Below are 15,070 nucleotides of genomic sequence, written 5' to 3'. Positions count from 1 at the left end.
GCCTGTTGTGTCACTCACTTGTACTGCAGGGCTATGGGCGACAACGATACGTTTTCGCATAAAGGCGCCGATGCTAACAACACCACCGGACTGTAGCCGTTGCCGAACAGCGTGTAAAGCGCTGAAGAGTGCGACGCAACAAAAGCCTCATGCCTGTACTGCAGCCTGGTTCATCATAATTGTTGTGTACCTGCAACGTGTGTTAATCATTTAACGCATCGTACATGAGCAACTGGTTTTGTGTAACTACCTGCTCTCCTTCTGCAATGCCGGTTGATATGTAAACAGTATCGCCAACCTGTTTGTATATCTCTACCTGTCTCGTTTCAATGTGGCTGCGGTCTTTGTAAACCATTACCCAGTTTTTGCTTTTATCAAATATGATGGCGGCAGAAGGCACCGCAATCATCTTCCTGTTTTCATTGAACTGTAAAGACACCGTTGCACTCATTTCAGGTTTTAGTGCCAGGTCATCATTTGCAATACGTATACGCACCGTCATGGCTTTTGTATCAGGATCGAGTATGTTGAATATGCGGTCAACCTTTCCTTTGAACACACGGTCAGGATAGCTGATGGTTTTCACAGTTGCACTCATACCCTGTTGTATAGACGCAATATCTGATTCGTTAACATTGGCCAGCACCCACACTTCATTGATCTGCGCTATAGAAAAAAGATTGCTGATGTTGCCGCTGGTAATAAGTTCGTTTGGTGTAATATTTTTATTGATTACAAACCCACTGATGGGCGCCGTAACATTGTACAATGCACCAGGCTTTAAATGATAAATGTTATACACTTCGTTGATGCGCTGTTGTTCGGCCTTTGACTTTTCCAGTTCTTTCTCTGCTGCCACCACATCTTTCTCTGAATTGAGTTTACCTGCAAAAAGGTCTTTTGCTACCTGCAGGTTTTTCTCAGCCAGCGCCACATCGCTGTTGGCATCTAACCTTTCGTTCTCATAGCCTGCCACTTCGCTGCTGCGGATTACGGCAAGCGTTTGTCCCTGTTTTACAAAATCTCCCAGTTCGGCATTTACCTGGATTACATTGCCACCAACAACAGGATATACCTGTGAGAGCCTGTTATTATCTGCGGCGATCTTGCCGTATAATTTCAGTTCGGTTGTTACTGTATCTGAAGTTGCCCTGGCAAAAACCGTTTTTGCAAGCATGGTATCAGTTAATACAAATGCTGCACCCGGTACAGCTTCCGGCTTTGCGTGGTTGCATGCTGTAATTACCATTAGCATGACTGGTATAATTAATAGTTTCATTGCGGTGTGTTTTAGTAAAGCGTGTAAGCGGTTGTGTAATTGATGTTTTCTGCAGACAGTGCCAGTTGTTTACGAATGCGGTTCACTTCTGCAAGACTTTCGCTGTAGGATTCGAAAAAGTCTACAAACTCAACAATACTGATGTTTTGCTTTAAAAAGTTTTCGCGCATACCCTCGTATACATCAGTAAAATCTTTGTTGTAAACAGCTTGTGTTTTTTGAAATTCCTGGATACTTCTTTGCATGTTGTACCATGCAGCATTTACTTCTGCAGTAAGGCTGTTTTGCTGTAACTGTTCATTTACTGATGCCAGTTTTGTCTGCGTTTCTGCATATCTTATATTGCCCTGGTTACGGTTCCACAGCGGCAGCGGAATACCCACCGTAAAAAGGAACTGGTTATTGAATGCAGCGCCGCGCTGGTCGTAGGATGTATTGAGTGTAAGATCGGGCACTGCCAAGCTTTTCTGATATTTTACATTTAATGCTGCAATGTCTTTATTAACGGCGGCTAGCTGTATGTCTGCCCGGTTTGCAAGCGCAAGCTGAAGCAGGGAATCTACAACTGGCAGTCGATCGAATTGCTGCCACACCTGCTCATCAACATCCGGCACGATGAATTCGTTTACATTGAGCAGTACCTGCAATGTTTTTTGTTCATCCTGTATGGATTGCAGCAGGGTTGTTTTATTATTGTTGAGCTGTATGAATGTTGATTTGAGGCGTACCACTTCTTTCAGGGGCAGGTTACCTTTTTTAGCCTGCGTTTCGTATGCGTCAATAATGGTATCGAGCTGCTGCAATTGCGTATTGAATTTTTGCAGGGTCTTAAGATCAAAATACAGGCTATACATATTTGTATGCAGCGTGTATTTGAGATTGCGAAGCAGGTCACTAAATTCAAGGGCCGCCTGTTTTGAGTTTTGTTTCGCCAGTGCTATTTCGTTTTTTCGTTTACCGCCCAGGAGTATCAGTTGTTCAATTTCAGCTGTTTTTTCACCGTTAGCGCCAGCGTAAAGCAACTTCCTGTTATCCGCATCGTAAGCATTTACACCAAAACTTACCGTGGGATTGGGGTACAAAGACGCCTGTATTTCGAGTGCTTTTTGTGCGTCTACATTTAACTGGCCGGCAACTGCCAGCAGGTTTTTTTCCAGGAATAAATGGTCTGACGCGTTGATTGATATATGCAAGCTATCCTGTGCAAACACTTGTGCAGACAGCATAGCAAAGCACAGCAGCACAGGCATATACCTGCAACTGTATATTGCTTTTTTCATTGAAAATAGAATTAAGTAGAAAAATTGCATTGCGCACAATGGCGGCAAGCATTACAACAAGGATGTGATATATTATACTGCTGCGTCTGGCGGAGGGGTAAGAATATCTTTATAAGTAACAGGTAAACGCGAAATGTCTAACTCAGGATAAATGACTTTTTTATAACTGGTAAAAACCGGTGGTACAAGCTTCCATTGCTGCTGTTCAAAATTGTAAGAAGCAGACTTTGCAAGCAAAAAGTAGTGCGCCTGGTCATCATCTTCATCTTCGGGTGTTTTGTCTCGGTGATTGAAAACAACCTGGTAAATGTATTCGGCAACGGAGTTGATATCGTCCTTCTGCGTTCCATCTTTTGCATACTCGTCCATCTCGTCTACGCATGGTACAAACATGGTAGTGTTGATGTGAGAAAGTATTACAAGGAAAAGTAGAAATCGCCTCATGAGATGCGCAAATATAGAGCATGGACTAATGGAATAAGGCCTGGTAAAAATGATAAATGAAAAGGAAATGTTATAAAAAAGTACGCTGCCGGCCAGCAAAATGAAAAAAAGAAATTGGTGTTGTGATTTTTACAATTGTAAAACAAAGCTTAGCAGCAGAAAATTGCACCGCTCACGTAATAAATAAATATTATAGTTATCACCCGAAGCATGTGTTTAAAAAAGGTTTCTTTGCACCTTCAATTTAACCAACGTGCAAAAACAACCTGCAGCCAAAACAGCTTTTACACCATACCAGGTATTGGTAATTGTATTGCTTTCGCTTACCCAGTTTACCGTAGTGCTGGATTTTATGGTCATGTCTCCACTGGGCGATATACTGATGAAATCAATGGACATGAATACCACGCAGTTTGGCTTTGCAGTTTCAGGCTATGCATTCAGTGCCGGCATTTCAGGATTACTTACTGCAGGCTTTGCAGACCGCTACGACCGGAAAAAATTGTTATTGTTTTTTTACATTGGTTTTATAGTGGGCACATTGCTTTGTGGGCTTAGTCATACATACCTTATGTTATTGTTTGCGAGAATTGTAACAGGTCTTTTTGGCGGCGTAATAGGATCTATTTCCATGGCCATCATTGCCGATCTTTTCCCGCTGGAGCAAAGAGGCCGTGTGATGGGTTTTGCGCAAATGGGCCTTAGTGCAAGCCAGGTATTGGGCATACCAATCAGTTTATATCTTTCCAATATATGGGGATGGCAGGCGCCATTTCTTATGATTGTGGCACTTGCATCGGCTGTATGGATAACAACGCTGCTGAAAATGCAACCTGTAACTGCGCACCTTAACGAGGCTACAGAAAGAAATGCAGTGAAGCATTTGTGGAATACTGTAAAGCAACGCAACTACCGCATCGGTTTCCTGGCTACTGCCATGCTATCCCTTGGTGGCTTTATGATGATGCCGTGGGGCAGTGCATTTTCTGTAAACAACCTGCATGTAAGTTATGAGCAACTTCCATTTTTATTCATGGTTTCGGGTGTAGCATCGCTAATTGTTATGCCGCTTATCGGGAAGCTGAGCGACAGGATTGATAAATTTAAAATATTTACCATAGCCTCTGTATGGATGATGATCATGGTGATCATTTATACGCACCTTACACCTGTACCTTTTATTGTGGTAATAACAATGAATATTCTTTTTATGGCCGGCATCATGAGCCGGATGGTACCGGCGATTGCCCTTACTTCTTCGTTACCCAGGATGCAGGACCGTGGGGCATATATGAGCGTAAGTTCATCACTGCAACAGATTGCCGGTGGTGTTGCCGCAGCAGTTGGCGGCTTGATTGTAGTACAGCCAACCAAAACCAGCCCGCTGGAGCATTATGACACACTGGGCTTTGTAATTGTTGCTTTATCAGCCGTTTCTATATGGATGGTGTATCGTGTAAGCAGGATGATTAAAGCACAGGTTGCTGCTGCCGCCGGGCCGCAGCAACCCGAGGCTGTTTTGCACGAGGCTTAACGTATGCCACAAAGCCCTTTGTGAAGGAAAAGGGCTTTGACTAATTTCACTCTTGTTATCAGCCGCGGGTATGTGTGTTGCACAATGAAATCCCGGCTGATACAGTAGTTTAAATTGCTTCGGTCTTCGCACTGCTGCATAATGTTCTGAACGTACAAGTGAGTGACACAACGGAAGCTTCATAGCAGCACTACAGCCCGTCCCCATCACTTACACATGCGTGTCTGCAACGGGTTTAGATGCCTTGAGATCTCTCGTGTTCTTTTGTACGGCAATTGCAGCAAACAAGCTTAACGTAAAAGACATGGCATAAAATCCTTTCTCGCTTTTGGCGAGTGCAGCATTCCATAAACCTACCGTTAACAGCACGATTGCAAGCAGTGTACAAAACCATGCAATGCCGTAGTAGATATTGGTAATCGGTATGCCTTCCATCTGGTCGCGTACAGCTTTTTGAACAGAGACCACTGAGAACAAACCAAACATAAGCACCGTAAAGTAATAGCCCTTTTCATTGAGCTGCATATCTGCATTCCATAAACCAATGATAAAAGCAACTGTACCGATAAAAAACGCAGCCCACGATGCTGCAATAAAAGCCGAAGAGGGCTGAAGAACCTGTTTTTGTTCCATAAAAAATATTTATGCAACCAAAACTATAGCGTGGTTAAAACCTGTTATTTGACTTTTATCAAAATCGCTATAAGCGTTTTGTTAAAGCCTGCCGCGGATACGGCTGAGCGTTTCCTGGCTGATGCCAAGGTAGGAAGCGATGTGGCCAAGAGATACCCTTTCCAATATATGTGGTCTTTGCAACAATAAATCGTTGTATAGTTCTTTCGCGGTTTTGAAATGTGCATTTACAAAACGTTCTTCCAGCTTTATATAATACTTCTCGTAGGCAATTCTTACAAGCCGCTCAATCTCGTGGTGCTCATTATACAACGCTGTAAGTTTTTCTTTTGAGATGCGCCACAGTACCGCAGGCTCTATAAGCTGTATGTTTTCAACTGCCGGCGTATGGGTAATAAAGCTGTGAAAAGATGTTACAAAATCATTTTCAAAAGCAAACCAGTGCGTTACTTCTTTTCCATCCAGTATGTAATAGCCGCGCAAGGCGCCTTTCTCGAGAAAGTACATATACCGTGCAACCTGGCTTTCGCGGATGAGGTAATCATTTTTTGACAGTTCTACCCTCTCGAAACAATCTTTCAATGCCTGCTGTGCTTGCGTTGACAGCGGGTAAAAAACTTTTATATAATCCAGCAGGTATTCCATATGGTGATGCCTTGAATGAATAATTTTTTATGCAATGCTTTCAGAAATGCCGGTTGTTGTATTTTCTTTACCACCTGCCTCCACCTGTTTGGTAGGATCGATAATAAACCAGAGGCAGCAGCCCGCAAGCGTTACAAAAGAAACAATATAAAGCGGGTAATTATAGCTATGGGTTATATCGGCCAGTTTACCAAACGATAATGCCAGGAAAAAGGCGCCCATTTGCCCGAAGAAATTCATGGCACCGGTTACGGTACCTGTGTTGTTGCGGCCTATATCTGCACAAACCGCGTATGAAGACATTACTGCGAATGAATAGGAAAAATTTGCAGCAATAAGGCATATGGCACTCCATTCATTGCTGGCAAAGAATGCCGCCAGTAATATCATGCTTCCGCACATACCCATACCTGTGATACCCATAAAACGCCGGCCTGTTTTTAGTCCTTTTGTTTTTACGATCCAGTCGCTGAAAAAACCACCGGCAAGCAGGCCTATAATGCCGGCAATGAACAAAGAAAAGATAACCGGGGAGGTTTCCTGTTCCGTAAAATGCCGGCCCTCCTGCAGGTAAACGGGCATCCATGCCACAAAGAAGTAATTGGACCATTGAAAACAGAAATACATGCACATAACTGCCCATACCGTTTTATTTTTCAGGATCAGTTTCAGCGATATGAGGTGTTGCTCTTTACGGTGCCTGCATCCCTGCTCTATATCATTTTTTTCCTTTGGCGCAATATGCTTCATCTGCCATGGAAAATCTTTGAACCAGTAATAACACCACAGCACCCAGGCCACGCCAATGATGGCGTTTACATAAAAAGGCATGCGCCAGCCATACGATGCTGCCAGCGGAATAATGATCAGCGGCGCAATTGCAGACCCGATCTGCGAGCCAATGCCAACCCATGTTAATGCACGCCCGGTCTCGTTTGCAGGAAACCATCGCGAAACCGTTATAAGGCAGTTGGGGTATGTGCCGGACTCTCCCATGCCAAACAAAAAGCGTACGGCTATCAACGATACCAAACCGGTGGCAAAACCTGTAAGCGCAGTAAAGAATGACCACCACAATACAATGCGTATAAAAACTTTTCTCGGGCCAATGCTGTCGCCTAGTAACCCCGATGGAATTTCAAATACCGCGTAAGCCAATGCAAAAGCCGCAAGCACCCACCCAAATTGCTCATTAGACAATGAGAATTCGTTTTTGATACGGACACCTACAATCGAAATACAGATACGGTCAAGGTAAGTAAGCGTGGTTAATGCACACAAAAAAGCAAGTACACGATAACGGTAAGGAAAATACTTCATTGGCAAAAATTACAGGCGTTACGCAATCAAAACAGTAAGATAAGCATTCACCCGTAAAAAATTCCCGGCATACATTTTTGGTAGCCGGCTTTTGTACTCTGTGGCATCGCCTGTTGCCACGCTCGGTTCAGGGTTCCGTTTTTTATGGCGACTGCAGCGATACGGTGCAGCCAACTTACCATTCGCTGCCCGGCGGCTGTTTGTATGTTGAAGCAATCAATACGTGAGCTGTGAATGATCTTTGCAAACACGTCAATTACACAAATCTGCCATAACGTTTAACTTTAAGGAAAATACAATTATTATGTGGTGGGTATATGCACTTTTATCAGCAGCTTTTGCATCGCTTACAGCCATCTTTGCCAAGATTGGTGTAAAAAATATGGATACCGACCTGGCCACAGCTATCAGAACAGTGGTCATTCTCTTACTGGCGTGGGGGCTGGCTTTGTTCAAAGGCGTGGTGCCTTCTATACAAAGCCTGTCGAAGCAAAACTGGCTGTTTCTTATGCTTTCCGGTTGTGCCACAGGTTGCTCCTGGATCTTTTATTTTAAAGCCCTGCAGGCTGGAAAAGTCTCCCAGGTGGCGCCGGTGGATAAACTGAGTCTGGCGCTTACCATTTTGCTTTCTGTTATATTTCTTGGCGAAACACTTACCCTGAAAACCGCTATTGGCGCACTACTCATAATAGGCGGCACCGTAGTGCTGATTTTATAAAATTTGCCCGCTTACAATGCAGTGTGTGAAATGTTTTATTTTTAACGACAAGTAGTGCCAAATGCTGAAAACTCTGCCGGTTCTTATCTTATCCTGTTTATTAATGATCTGTTTCAATGCCTGCCAGCCTGCCAGTGCATTTGATGATAAAACCATAGCGCATGATACCGCCAGCATCAGCGCAGGTGAAAGTGTGTTCAACCAGCGTTGCGAAGGTTGCCACAACTTCAGGCAGGATGGCATTGGTCCGCAACTGAATGCAGTTACAAAAGAAGTAACCACGCAGTGGCTTACTGATTTTATCAAAGATCCGCAGGCTATGATCAGCCACGGTGATGAGCGTGCAGGTAAACTGTACGCCCGCTACAAAGTATCAATGCCATCATTTGGTTCGCTTACCGACAACGACATACACCATATCATTGCCTTTTTAAACACTCATACAGCAACAGTTACAGCGGAAGATGCCGATGCGGTAAAAGATCCTGTGCCTTCAAAAATTCCAAAATCTGCGCTCACTGCTAACCTGCAGTTTATTGCACAGTTGCCAGCCTCTGCTGATAGTGGCAAAAAGCCATTGGCAAGAATAACCCAGATGATTGTACAGCCGGGCAGCAACAAACTGTTCGTGCTCGACCTCAGGGGAAATCTTTACCAGCTTACCGGCAACACCAGTTCAGTATTCATGAACATGAAACAACTAAAGCCAGGCTTTATTGCAGAACCCGGGCTAGGCAGTGGTTTTGGCAGTATTGCTTTTCACCCGGCGTTTATGCGCAACGGACTATTCTATACAACGCACACAGAAAAAACCGGCTCCGCAATCGCAGACTTTGGTTATGCAGATTCCATCAAAGTTTCATTACAGTGGGTGCTTACAGAGTGGAAGGCCAATGATGTAAATGACCGTACATTCAAGGGTACCAGCAGGGAGTTGCTGCGCATTAACATGGTTTCGGTTATTCATGGCATGCAGGAAATAGCCTTTAACCCGTTTGCAAAAAAGGGTGATGAAGATTATGGCCTGCTGTATGGCGGCATCGGGGACGGCGGATGCACCGAAAATGGTTTTTTACTTGCACACAACAAGGCTAATCTCTGGGGAACGGTAATTCGAATAGACCCCTCAGGCAGCAACAGCCGCAATAGAAGGTACGGTATTCCTGCAACGAACCCTTTTGTGCATACACCCGGTGCTGCACCCGAAATATTTGCGATGGGTTTCCGCAACCCGCATAGAATTACGTGGCTGGCCGGCGGAGCCATGCTCGTTAGCAATGTTGGACAAGCAAACATTGAATCAGTAAATATGGTTACAGCCGGCAGCGACTTTGGCTGGCCATTAAGAGAAGGAAATTTTGTAATTCACGATACCGGCAACATAAATAAAGTTTACGCATTGCCGGCAGATGACAGTGCCATGCATATTACATACCCTGTTATTGAATACGACCATGATGAAGGAAAGGCCATCTCTGGTGGCTATGCATACAAAGGCCCCATTGCAGCCTTAAAAAATAAGTTCCTTTTTGGCGATATACCTACCGGCCGCTTATTTTTTACCAACATCTTCAACATTAAACAGGGAAGTATTGCCCCGTTACAGGAATGGTCTGTTGCAATAGATGGAAAAACTGCAAGCCTTCAAACGTTATGCGGTAATGACCGCGTTGATCTTCACTTTGGCACTGATGCCAACAATGACCTTTATATAATGACGAAAGCCGATGGAAAAATCTACAGGATTGTATCCGCTGCTGAATAGTATTGTTGCCGTACAAGAGTGCGACGCAACAAAAGCCCGGCTATATTACTATAGCCGGGCTCATAATTTTTTCTTCAGGCAACCCTTATTGAATACTGTCTGACAAAGGTTTTTGAGAAGCTGTATCTACAAATCCCGAGTCTGGTATGGAAGGGTTTGTGGCATTGGTATTATCTGGTGCCGGGCCTGTGGGTGCATCTGTACTGATTGTACTGTCACTGCCCGTTGCATCGTTGCTGCCTGTACCACACGCTGTTAAATACACAGATGCTGATGCGAATAATATAATTGCTAGTTTTTTCATCATTCAATTTTTTAGTTAACAATTCTTGGTGGAATTTCTGACGGCAGATCGGCCGGTATTTCAGGCTCCGGTGTTGGATCCTCCGGGAATTCCGGTTCATCGTCGGGCTGTATTTCAGGCTCCTTCGAAGGCGTATATGGATCTTCTTCCGGCATGTCAGGCTCTATTTCAGGCGATATATCCGGTTCTTTTATTTCCGGATTTTTCGGTTCTCTTGGATCGTTCATGGTGTTTGATTTAGCTTTTACTAAAACTGTTTTGTAACAATAAGTTTTTTCGAAAACACAATGTTGTTCTTCAATTTTATGCTGGCGTAATACATGCCAGCGGGCAATGCATTGAAGAAAACTTTATTGTTACCATTCTGCAGGTTACTAATGATGCAGGGCTTACCGGCTGCGTTATACAACACAACCTGCCCCCTGTCTCCCTCCCTGATGGAATTAATATATACATTTACACTGCCGCTGGCCGGGTTTGGCCACATGCTTACATTGGCAGGACTTGCGCTATTGCCCGGCTTTGCCATAAATGTATTCATCGCAATGTTGTTGCTGCCGGATTGCGCACTGGCGCCGTTAAGGCTCATTAATGCAATCACACAAATCATTGTAAAAATCCGTTGCATAAGAACTCCTTTTTTTATAAGGAGGTCAAAAATCCATGCCATTCTTTGCTGCCTCTTCTTTCAATGCGTCGTGTGCAGCATCGTCCCCATCAATTTCCTCAGTATTGTCAACTGCAGCAGTTTGCTCATCGTAGGCACGCTCTACATTCTCGTCTGTATTTGTATTTCTCTTAACGGCAGCCGGCGCATCGGCCGGTAACTTCCCGGTGGTTTGTTGCTTTTTTTCCATATACAGGCATTTTTACAGTGGTAAAATATACCTCAGTTAAGAGGCCATTTCATCGAATGTTTCTTCTGCATCTTCTGCCAGCTCATCAGCTGCTGTATTACGGTCCAGTGCTGCATTCAACGGGCAGTGCCCGGTAGTGCCACGATACAGGAGCAAGGCACCTGTTGCTATTTCAGTCCATGATATACCTGGTTTCTTTTTCATAGATACCAAACCTGCAATAACCAATGCAAGTCCGCCTGCAGTTGATAGTACCCTTTCTTTCTTGCTGATGTTTACATCGCCGGTAAGAATGTCGATAATGTTGTTCATAAGTGTGTTTTATATAGATGAAACAATTATCATGCGCAAATAGTAGCTGGTGCAGATTGATTGCCTGTAAATGCTCTTATGGTGCAGGCTGTTGTTTTTTATGGCATCGCCTGTTGTGTCACTCACTTGTGCGTTCCACTTTTATGGCAGCAGTTCGCAACAGTTTATATTTTCGTGGCCATGCAACCCAATGTAAAGCACAATAAAAATAAAGCATAGCCAAACTTCATTCGTGCTGATATAAAGAGAGATCATGATATGTACACTCACTGCTTTACATAATGTAAGTTGCCATTTTAAAATACACTTAAAATGCAGGGCATCCCTTCACGATCCTAAATTTTATTGGGCATACTACGTTCTTTTGAAAAAAGAGCCGAATGAAATTGGGACGTGTGTTTTTTTTCCTCCTCATCGTAGTGCTGCCTGTAGCAACCTTTTCTCAAAACAAACTTTTTACCAGCCAGGTGATTGCTGCAGATTCCTCGGCGGTGCCGGCGGTTATTACCATTCAAAGTTCTGACAGTACGGTAATAAAAAAGATGATCACAGACAGCCTCGGTCATTTAACCATACAACATTTAAAAGATGGCAAGTTCATCCTGCACGTAAGCGCACTTGGCTTCGAAGATTATTATATGCCATTCTCAGCAATAGCAGGCAGTTACCTGTTGCCACGCTTTGTTGTTTTACAGCAATCGTCTAACGCGCTGGCAGCAGTGGTGGTAGCCGCAAAGAAACCGGCAGTAGTGGTAAAAAATGATACACTCGAATTCAATGCGTCAGCAATAAGACTGGGTGAAGATGCTTCAACAGAAGACATCTTTCAAAAACTGCCCGGCATTGAAGTAAGTAAAAGCGGTGCAATAAAAGCAAGTGGTGAAACGATAACACAGATTTATGTTGATGGCAAACCCTACTTTGGTGCAGACATAAAAGCGGTTACCCAAAACTTCCCGGCAGATATGATTGATAAAATACAGGTGATCAACAAAAAACCGGAAGGTACCCCTGACGATGGCAGTTATGAAAAGATCATCAACATTACCCTGAAGAAGAATAAAAAACGCGGCGTATTTGGCAACACTGCATTGGCTGCAGGTACACCGGGCACGTATGATGCGCGGTCTGCCACCAACTACCTGCACTACGATACAAAACTTTCTGTTATTGCAAACACCTCTAATACCAACAACGGCAATACAGACGCAAACGCACCCGGCAACCTTGCCACCACTGCCGTAAAAGCAAGTTACGCGGCTGCTTCCACAAAAATGGATGTAAGTATCTGGACAGCTTATAACAGCAGCAACAACAAGACCAGTCAGCAACTATTCCGCGAAAATTTCCTGGTAGATTCATCCGGCTACTACGCTGAGAATAACAACGGGCAATACAAAAACAGGAACATTGGTGCAGGCCTGTACGTGGAATACAGGCCCGATTCCTTTTCGGTGGTAAAGGTCAACCAGTCTGCAGGCTTTTCTGCTGATAACAGCAGCAGCAATGCAGTATTTACCACAGCAGGCACCGATAAAACAACGATCATCAACGAAGGGTCTTCTTCGCTGAACGGGAACAATAAATCTAAATGGCTGAATGGCAGCATTAACTACAACAGGCGCCTTGCCGCCAATGGCAGAAGTTTCAATTTTGAACTGGTAAACAGGTTAAATACCGGCAATGGCCGGTTGTTCAGCCTTTACCACAATATATACCCTGACACCTTAGCCGGCGTTTTGCAAAACCGCCTGAACAACCAGGAAAACACCGGCAAAAATGTGGTAGCCACTGCTTCTTACAACGAACCGGTTACTGCAAATGGCACGCTGTCTTTCTCGTATGGCATTAACTACAACAACAATGATCTGCCTAAAACCATTTATGCGTACAATGCCGCGACTGGCGCGTACGATTTACTGCTGGCTGATATCAGCAATCATTTTGATAATACATCAAAATCGGGTACCGCTGCAGTTACCTACAATTACCACACAAAAAAGGCCGGCTTTTTTGCGGGACTAAGATGGAAGCAGGCGGCGATTAACAGCAATACCTTTAACAAAGACAGCAGTTACAGTGCAGCCTTCAGCGGCCTGCTGCCTAATGCGGGCGTGTATATAACGGCAAAAAAAATACAGCAAAACCTGGATTACAATATGTACATCAGGGCACCGGATGCCATTCAGTTGCAACCGATCATTGATAATACCAACCCATTGTACACCAGGCTGGGAAATCCTGACCTGCAATACAGCGTGGTGCAAACGCTCAAATACAAACTGAACTGGTACAGCAGTAAAAAAGAAACCGGTTTAAATGCACTGGCCAGCATTTCCTTTCTTTCGAACAACATTAGTACAAACCTTGTGTACGATGAAACAACGGGCAAACAGGTGATTACGCCCATTAATACCGGAGGCGCATACAACTGGAATGCGTGGTGCACTTTTTATAAACCTTTTCATATAGGCAACGATAAGCTGAAATGGAACGTCAATGTATCAGGCAGCGGTGCTGCTGCCGGCAACCTTTTAAACGGCATGGAAAATACCGGTACTTTTAAAACCATGCGTGTACTGACAGGCCTGATCTATGATGGTAAAGAATGGCTGGATGTGCGTACCAATGTGAGCTTTACCAAACAAAGCAGCAGGTACAGTTTGCAGCAAGACATGGATGTATCTACAGGCTATATTACGGTTAACCCGGTTATAACGGTAAGGCCAACAGCAAAAACAGAGATCAACATTGATTATGATTACCGCAGTCTTAAAGGAAGCAATGAAAATCTGAACAATAACGTAAACCTGCTCAATGCCAACATAAGGCAGTACGTGGATGATAAAAAAGCAATAGCCATCTCGCTCAAAGCCTTTGATCTGCTAAATGAAAACAACAATACCACCAGGATTTTTGGAGACAGCTATATGCTGGATACCACTACCAATACACTTTCAAGATATTTTATGCTGAGTGTAAGCTTCAGGCTGCAGCATTTTAATTAGCGTTTGTACAACGCATTTGAATGGCAACCGTTTTCGCGCATCGTTTGCTGAGTAAAGTGCCGAACGCACAAGTGAGTGACACAACCGGTGCTCAATAGTACTACAACTGCCGGTTACCAAATTTACTGTGCCGTTAACCTGCCTGTTACGGTGGTTTTATAAACAGGACCACCAATACTGCCCGTTAATTCCACACCGCAGAATGTAACCTGTAGTTTGCCATTTACGTGTGTAACATATGCTTTACCGCCGGTTGGCTGAAAAAAGATGCTGCTATACAGAGAGGTGATAAATACTTCATATACATTTTCGCTGCCAAAGGCCATACCACCTGTGGCAACTGTGTACTCACCATCTTCGGGCTCCTGCTCTAACCAGAAAGGGTGAAAATAAACGTTGATATCAGGATAGCCGAAAGACTGGTAACCGCCAATGTACCTGCGGTTCCAGGTATAATCTATACCATAGGTGGCAGTAGAAAAAGCGATATCGGGGATGCTTGAAAAACTTGCCGTATTGTTTGATGGATCGCAGGGTGCATCAACAGGCTCATTGATCACTTCGATATAAATGCTGTCATGTAGCGTTTCGCAATCGGGATTACTGATGGTAAGATAATACCAGCCTTCGTTTATTTTGGTTGCATAATCTGTGTAGTAATCTTCATCGAGCGAAATATCATTTGGCATCTTACTGTGGCGCCACGTATAATACCCGCTAACAACCGTTGAAACATCGAGCTGGATAGGCTCTCCCACATAATAGGAAGTTTTAGCAGTAACGATCTTTACTTTCTTCAACTCGTTACAATATTCTTCTTCCGGCGAAACTGATGATTTGGTGCAGCCACTGAACACCAGCATAAATAAAAGGCTTGCAGAAATGAGCAACGCTTTTTGCATAAAGGGTTTAGTTTAGTGCAGCAAAATAAAAGCATTTGCCCTACACTGAGCTTTAAATAACCTTATAGT

General features: G+C 43.9%; 16 protein-coding genes. 4 read left to right on the top strand and 12 right to left on the bottom strand.

Annotated features, from left to right (window positions below; translation table 11 throughout):
• Positions 1–202 precede the first annotated feature (202 nt).
• From I5907_RS20500 to I5907_RS20490, 3 genes are all read right to left on the bottom strand, one after another.
• Complete coding sequence (locus I5907_RS20500) at positions 203–1,279, bottom strand: efflux RND transporter periplasmic adaptor subunit (protein WP_196992718.1); 1,077 nt, start codon at positions 1,277–1,279, stop codon at positions 203–205.
• 11 nt (positions 1,280–1,290) lie between these two features.
• Positions 1,291–2,559 (bottom strand): TolC family protein, encoded by a 1,269-nt coding sequence (locus I5907_RS20495; protein WP_196992717.1) that lies wholly within the window; start codon positions 2,557–2,559, stop codon positions 1,291–1,293.
• 72 nt (positions 2,560–2,631) lie between these two features.
• Positions 2,632–3,003, bottom strand: a complete 372-nt coding sequence (locus I5907_RS20490; RefSeq protein WP_196992716.1) for a hypothetical protein — start codon at positions 3,001–3,003, stop codon at positions 2,632–2,634.
• A gap of 253 nt (positions 3,004–3,256) precedes the next feature.
• Here I5907_RS20490 and I5907_RS20485 point away from each other — a divergent pair, with 253 nt between their 5' ends.
• Entirely contained in the window at positions 3,257–4,537 is a 1,281-nt protein-coding gene (locus I5907_RS20485; RefSeq protein ID WP_346266799.1) for an MFS transporter, read from the top strand.
• Between the two features lie 210 nt (positions 4,538–4,747).
• Here the strand turns inward: I5907_RS20485 and yiaA are convergent, their stop codons facing one another.
• The 3 genes from yiaA to I5907_RS20470 form a co-directional block, all read right to left on the bottom strand.
• The gene (yiaA, locus tag I5907_RS20480; protein ID WP_196992715.1) at positions 4,748–5,170 is read right to left on the bottom strand and encodes an inner membrane protein YiaA; all 423 of its coding nucleotides are present in this window, start codon (positions 5,168–5,170) and stop codon (positions 4,748–4,750) included.
• A gap of 81 nt (positions 5,171–5,251) precedes the next feature.
• Positions 5,252–5,815 carry a Crp/Fnr family transcriptional regulator gene (locus I5907_RS20475; RefSeq protein WP_196992714.1) on the bottom strand — a complete coding sequence of 188 codons (564 nt, stop codon included), beginning with the start codon at positions 5,813–5,815 and terminating at the stop codon, positions 5,252–5,254.
• A 27-nt stretch (positions 5,816–5,842) separates the two neighbouring features.
• Entirely contained in the window at positions 5,843–7,135 is a 1,293-nt protein-coding gene (locus I5907_RS20470) for an MFS transporter (protein ID WP_196992713.1), read from the bottom strand.
• 304 nt (positions 7,136–7,439) lie between these two features.
• Here I5907_RS20470 and I5907_RS20465 point away from each other — a divergent pair, with 304 nt between their 5' ends.
• Both I5907_RS20465 and I5907_RS20460 read left to right on the top strand, forming a co-directional pair.
• On the top strand, positions 7,440–7,853 hold the full coding sequence (locus I5907_RS20465) for an EamA family transporter (protein ID WP_196992712.1): 414 nt from the start codon (positions 7,440–7,442) through the stop codon (positions 7,851–7,853).
• 103 nt (positions 7,854–7,956) lie between these two features.
• On the top strand, positions 7,957–9,618 hold the full coding sequence (locus tag I5907_RS20460; RefSeq protein WP_231402209.1) for a PQQ-dependent sugar dehydrogenase: 1,662 nt from the start codon (positions 7,957–7,959) through the stop codon (positions 9,616–9,618).
• Positions 9,619–9,703: 85 nt separating this feature from the next.
• On the opposite strand, the gene I5907_RS20455 is transcribed toward I5907_RS20460, so the two are convergent.
• From I5907_RS20455 to I5907_RS20435, 5 genes are read right to left on the bottom strand one after another with little or no spacing between them, the layout of a single operon-like run.
• A complete protein-coding gene (locus I5907_RS20455) occupies positions 9,704–9,922 on the bottom strand; it encodes a hypothetical protein (protein ID WP_196992710.1) in 219 nt (72 codons plus the stop codon).
• A gap of 11 nt (positions 9,923–9,933) precedes the next feature.
• Positions 9,934–10,149, bottom strand: coding sequence for a hypothetical protein (locus I5907_RS20450; RefSeq protein WP_196992709.1), 216 nt, complete (start codon positions 10,147–10,149; stop codon positions 9,934–9,936).
• A gap of 20 nt (positions 10,150–10,169) precedes the next feature.
• A complete protein-coding gene (locus I5907_RS20445) occupies positions 10,170–10,550 on the bottom strand; it encodes a T9SS type A sorting domain-containing protein (protein WP_196992708.1) in 381 nt (126 codons plus the stop codon).
• Between the two features lie 25 nt (positions 10,551–10,575).
• Positions 10,576–10,779 (bottom strand): hypothetical protein, encoded by a 204-nt coding sequence (locus tag I5907_RS20440; protein WP_196992707.1) that lies wholly within the window; start codon positions 10,777–10,779, stop codon positions 10,576–10,578.
• Between the two features lie 36 nt (positions 10,780–10,815).
• Positions 10,816–11,091: a YgaP family membrane protein gene (locus I5907_RS20435; protein ID WP_196992706.1), complete on the bottom strand. Its 276-nt coding sequence runs from the start codon at positions 11,089–11,091 to the stop codon at positions 10,816–10,818.
• A gap of 380 nt (positions 11,092–11,471) precedes the next feature.
• Between I5907_RS20435 and I5907_RS20430 the strand changes: the two genes are divergently transcribed.
• Complete coding sequence (locus tag I5907_RS20430) at positions 11,472–14,099, top strand: TonB-dependent receptor (RefSeq protein WP_196992705.1); 2,628 nt, start codon at positions 11,472–11,474, stop codon at positions 14,097–14,099.
• Positions 14,100–14,221: 122 nt separating this feature from the next.
• Here I5907_RS20430 and I5907_RS20425 read toward each other — a convergent pair whose 3' ends face one another.
• Positions 14,222–15,001, bottom strand: coding sequence for a hypothetical protein (locus I5907_RS20425; RefSeq protein ID WP_196992704.1), 780 nt, complete (start codon positions 14,999–15,001; stop codon positions 14,222–14,224).
• Positions 15,002–15,070 lie beyond the last annotated feature (69 nt).

This window comes from Panacibacter microcysteis, from assembly GCF_015831355.1.
In the GTDB taxonomy this organism is placed as follows: domain Bacteria; phylum Bacteroidota; class Bacteroidia; order Chitinophagales; family Chitinophagaceae; genus Panacibacter; species Panacibacter microcysteis.
The sequence above is the reverse complement of the archived record's forward strand: the minus strand, read 5'-3'. Positions and strand labels throughout refer to the sequence as shown.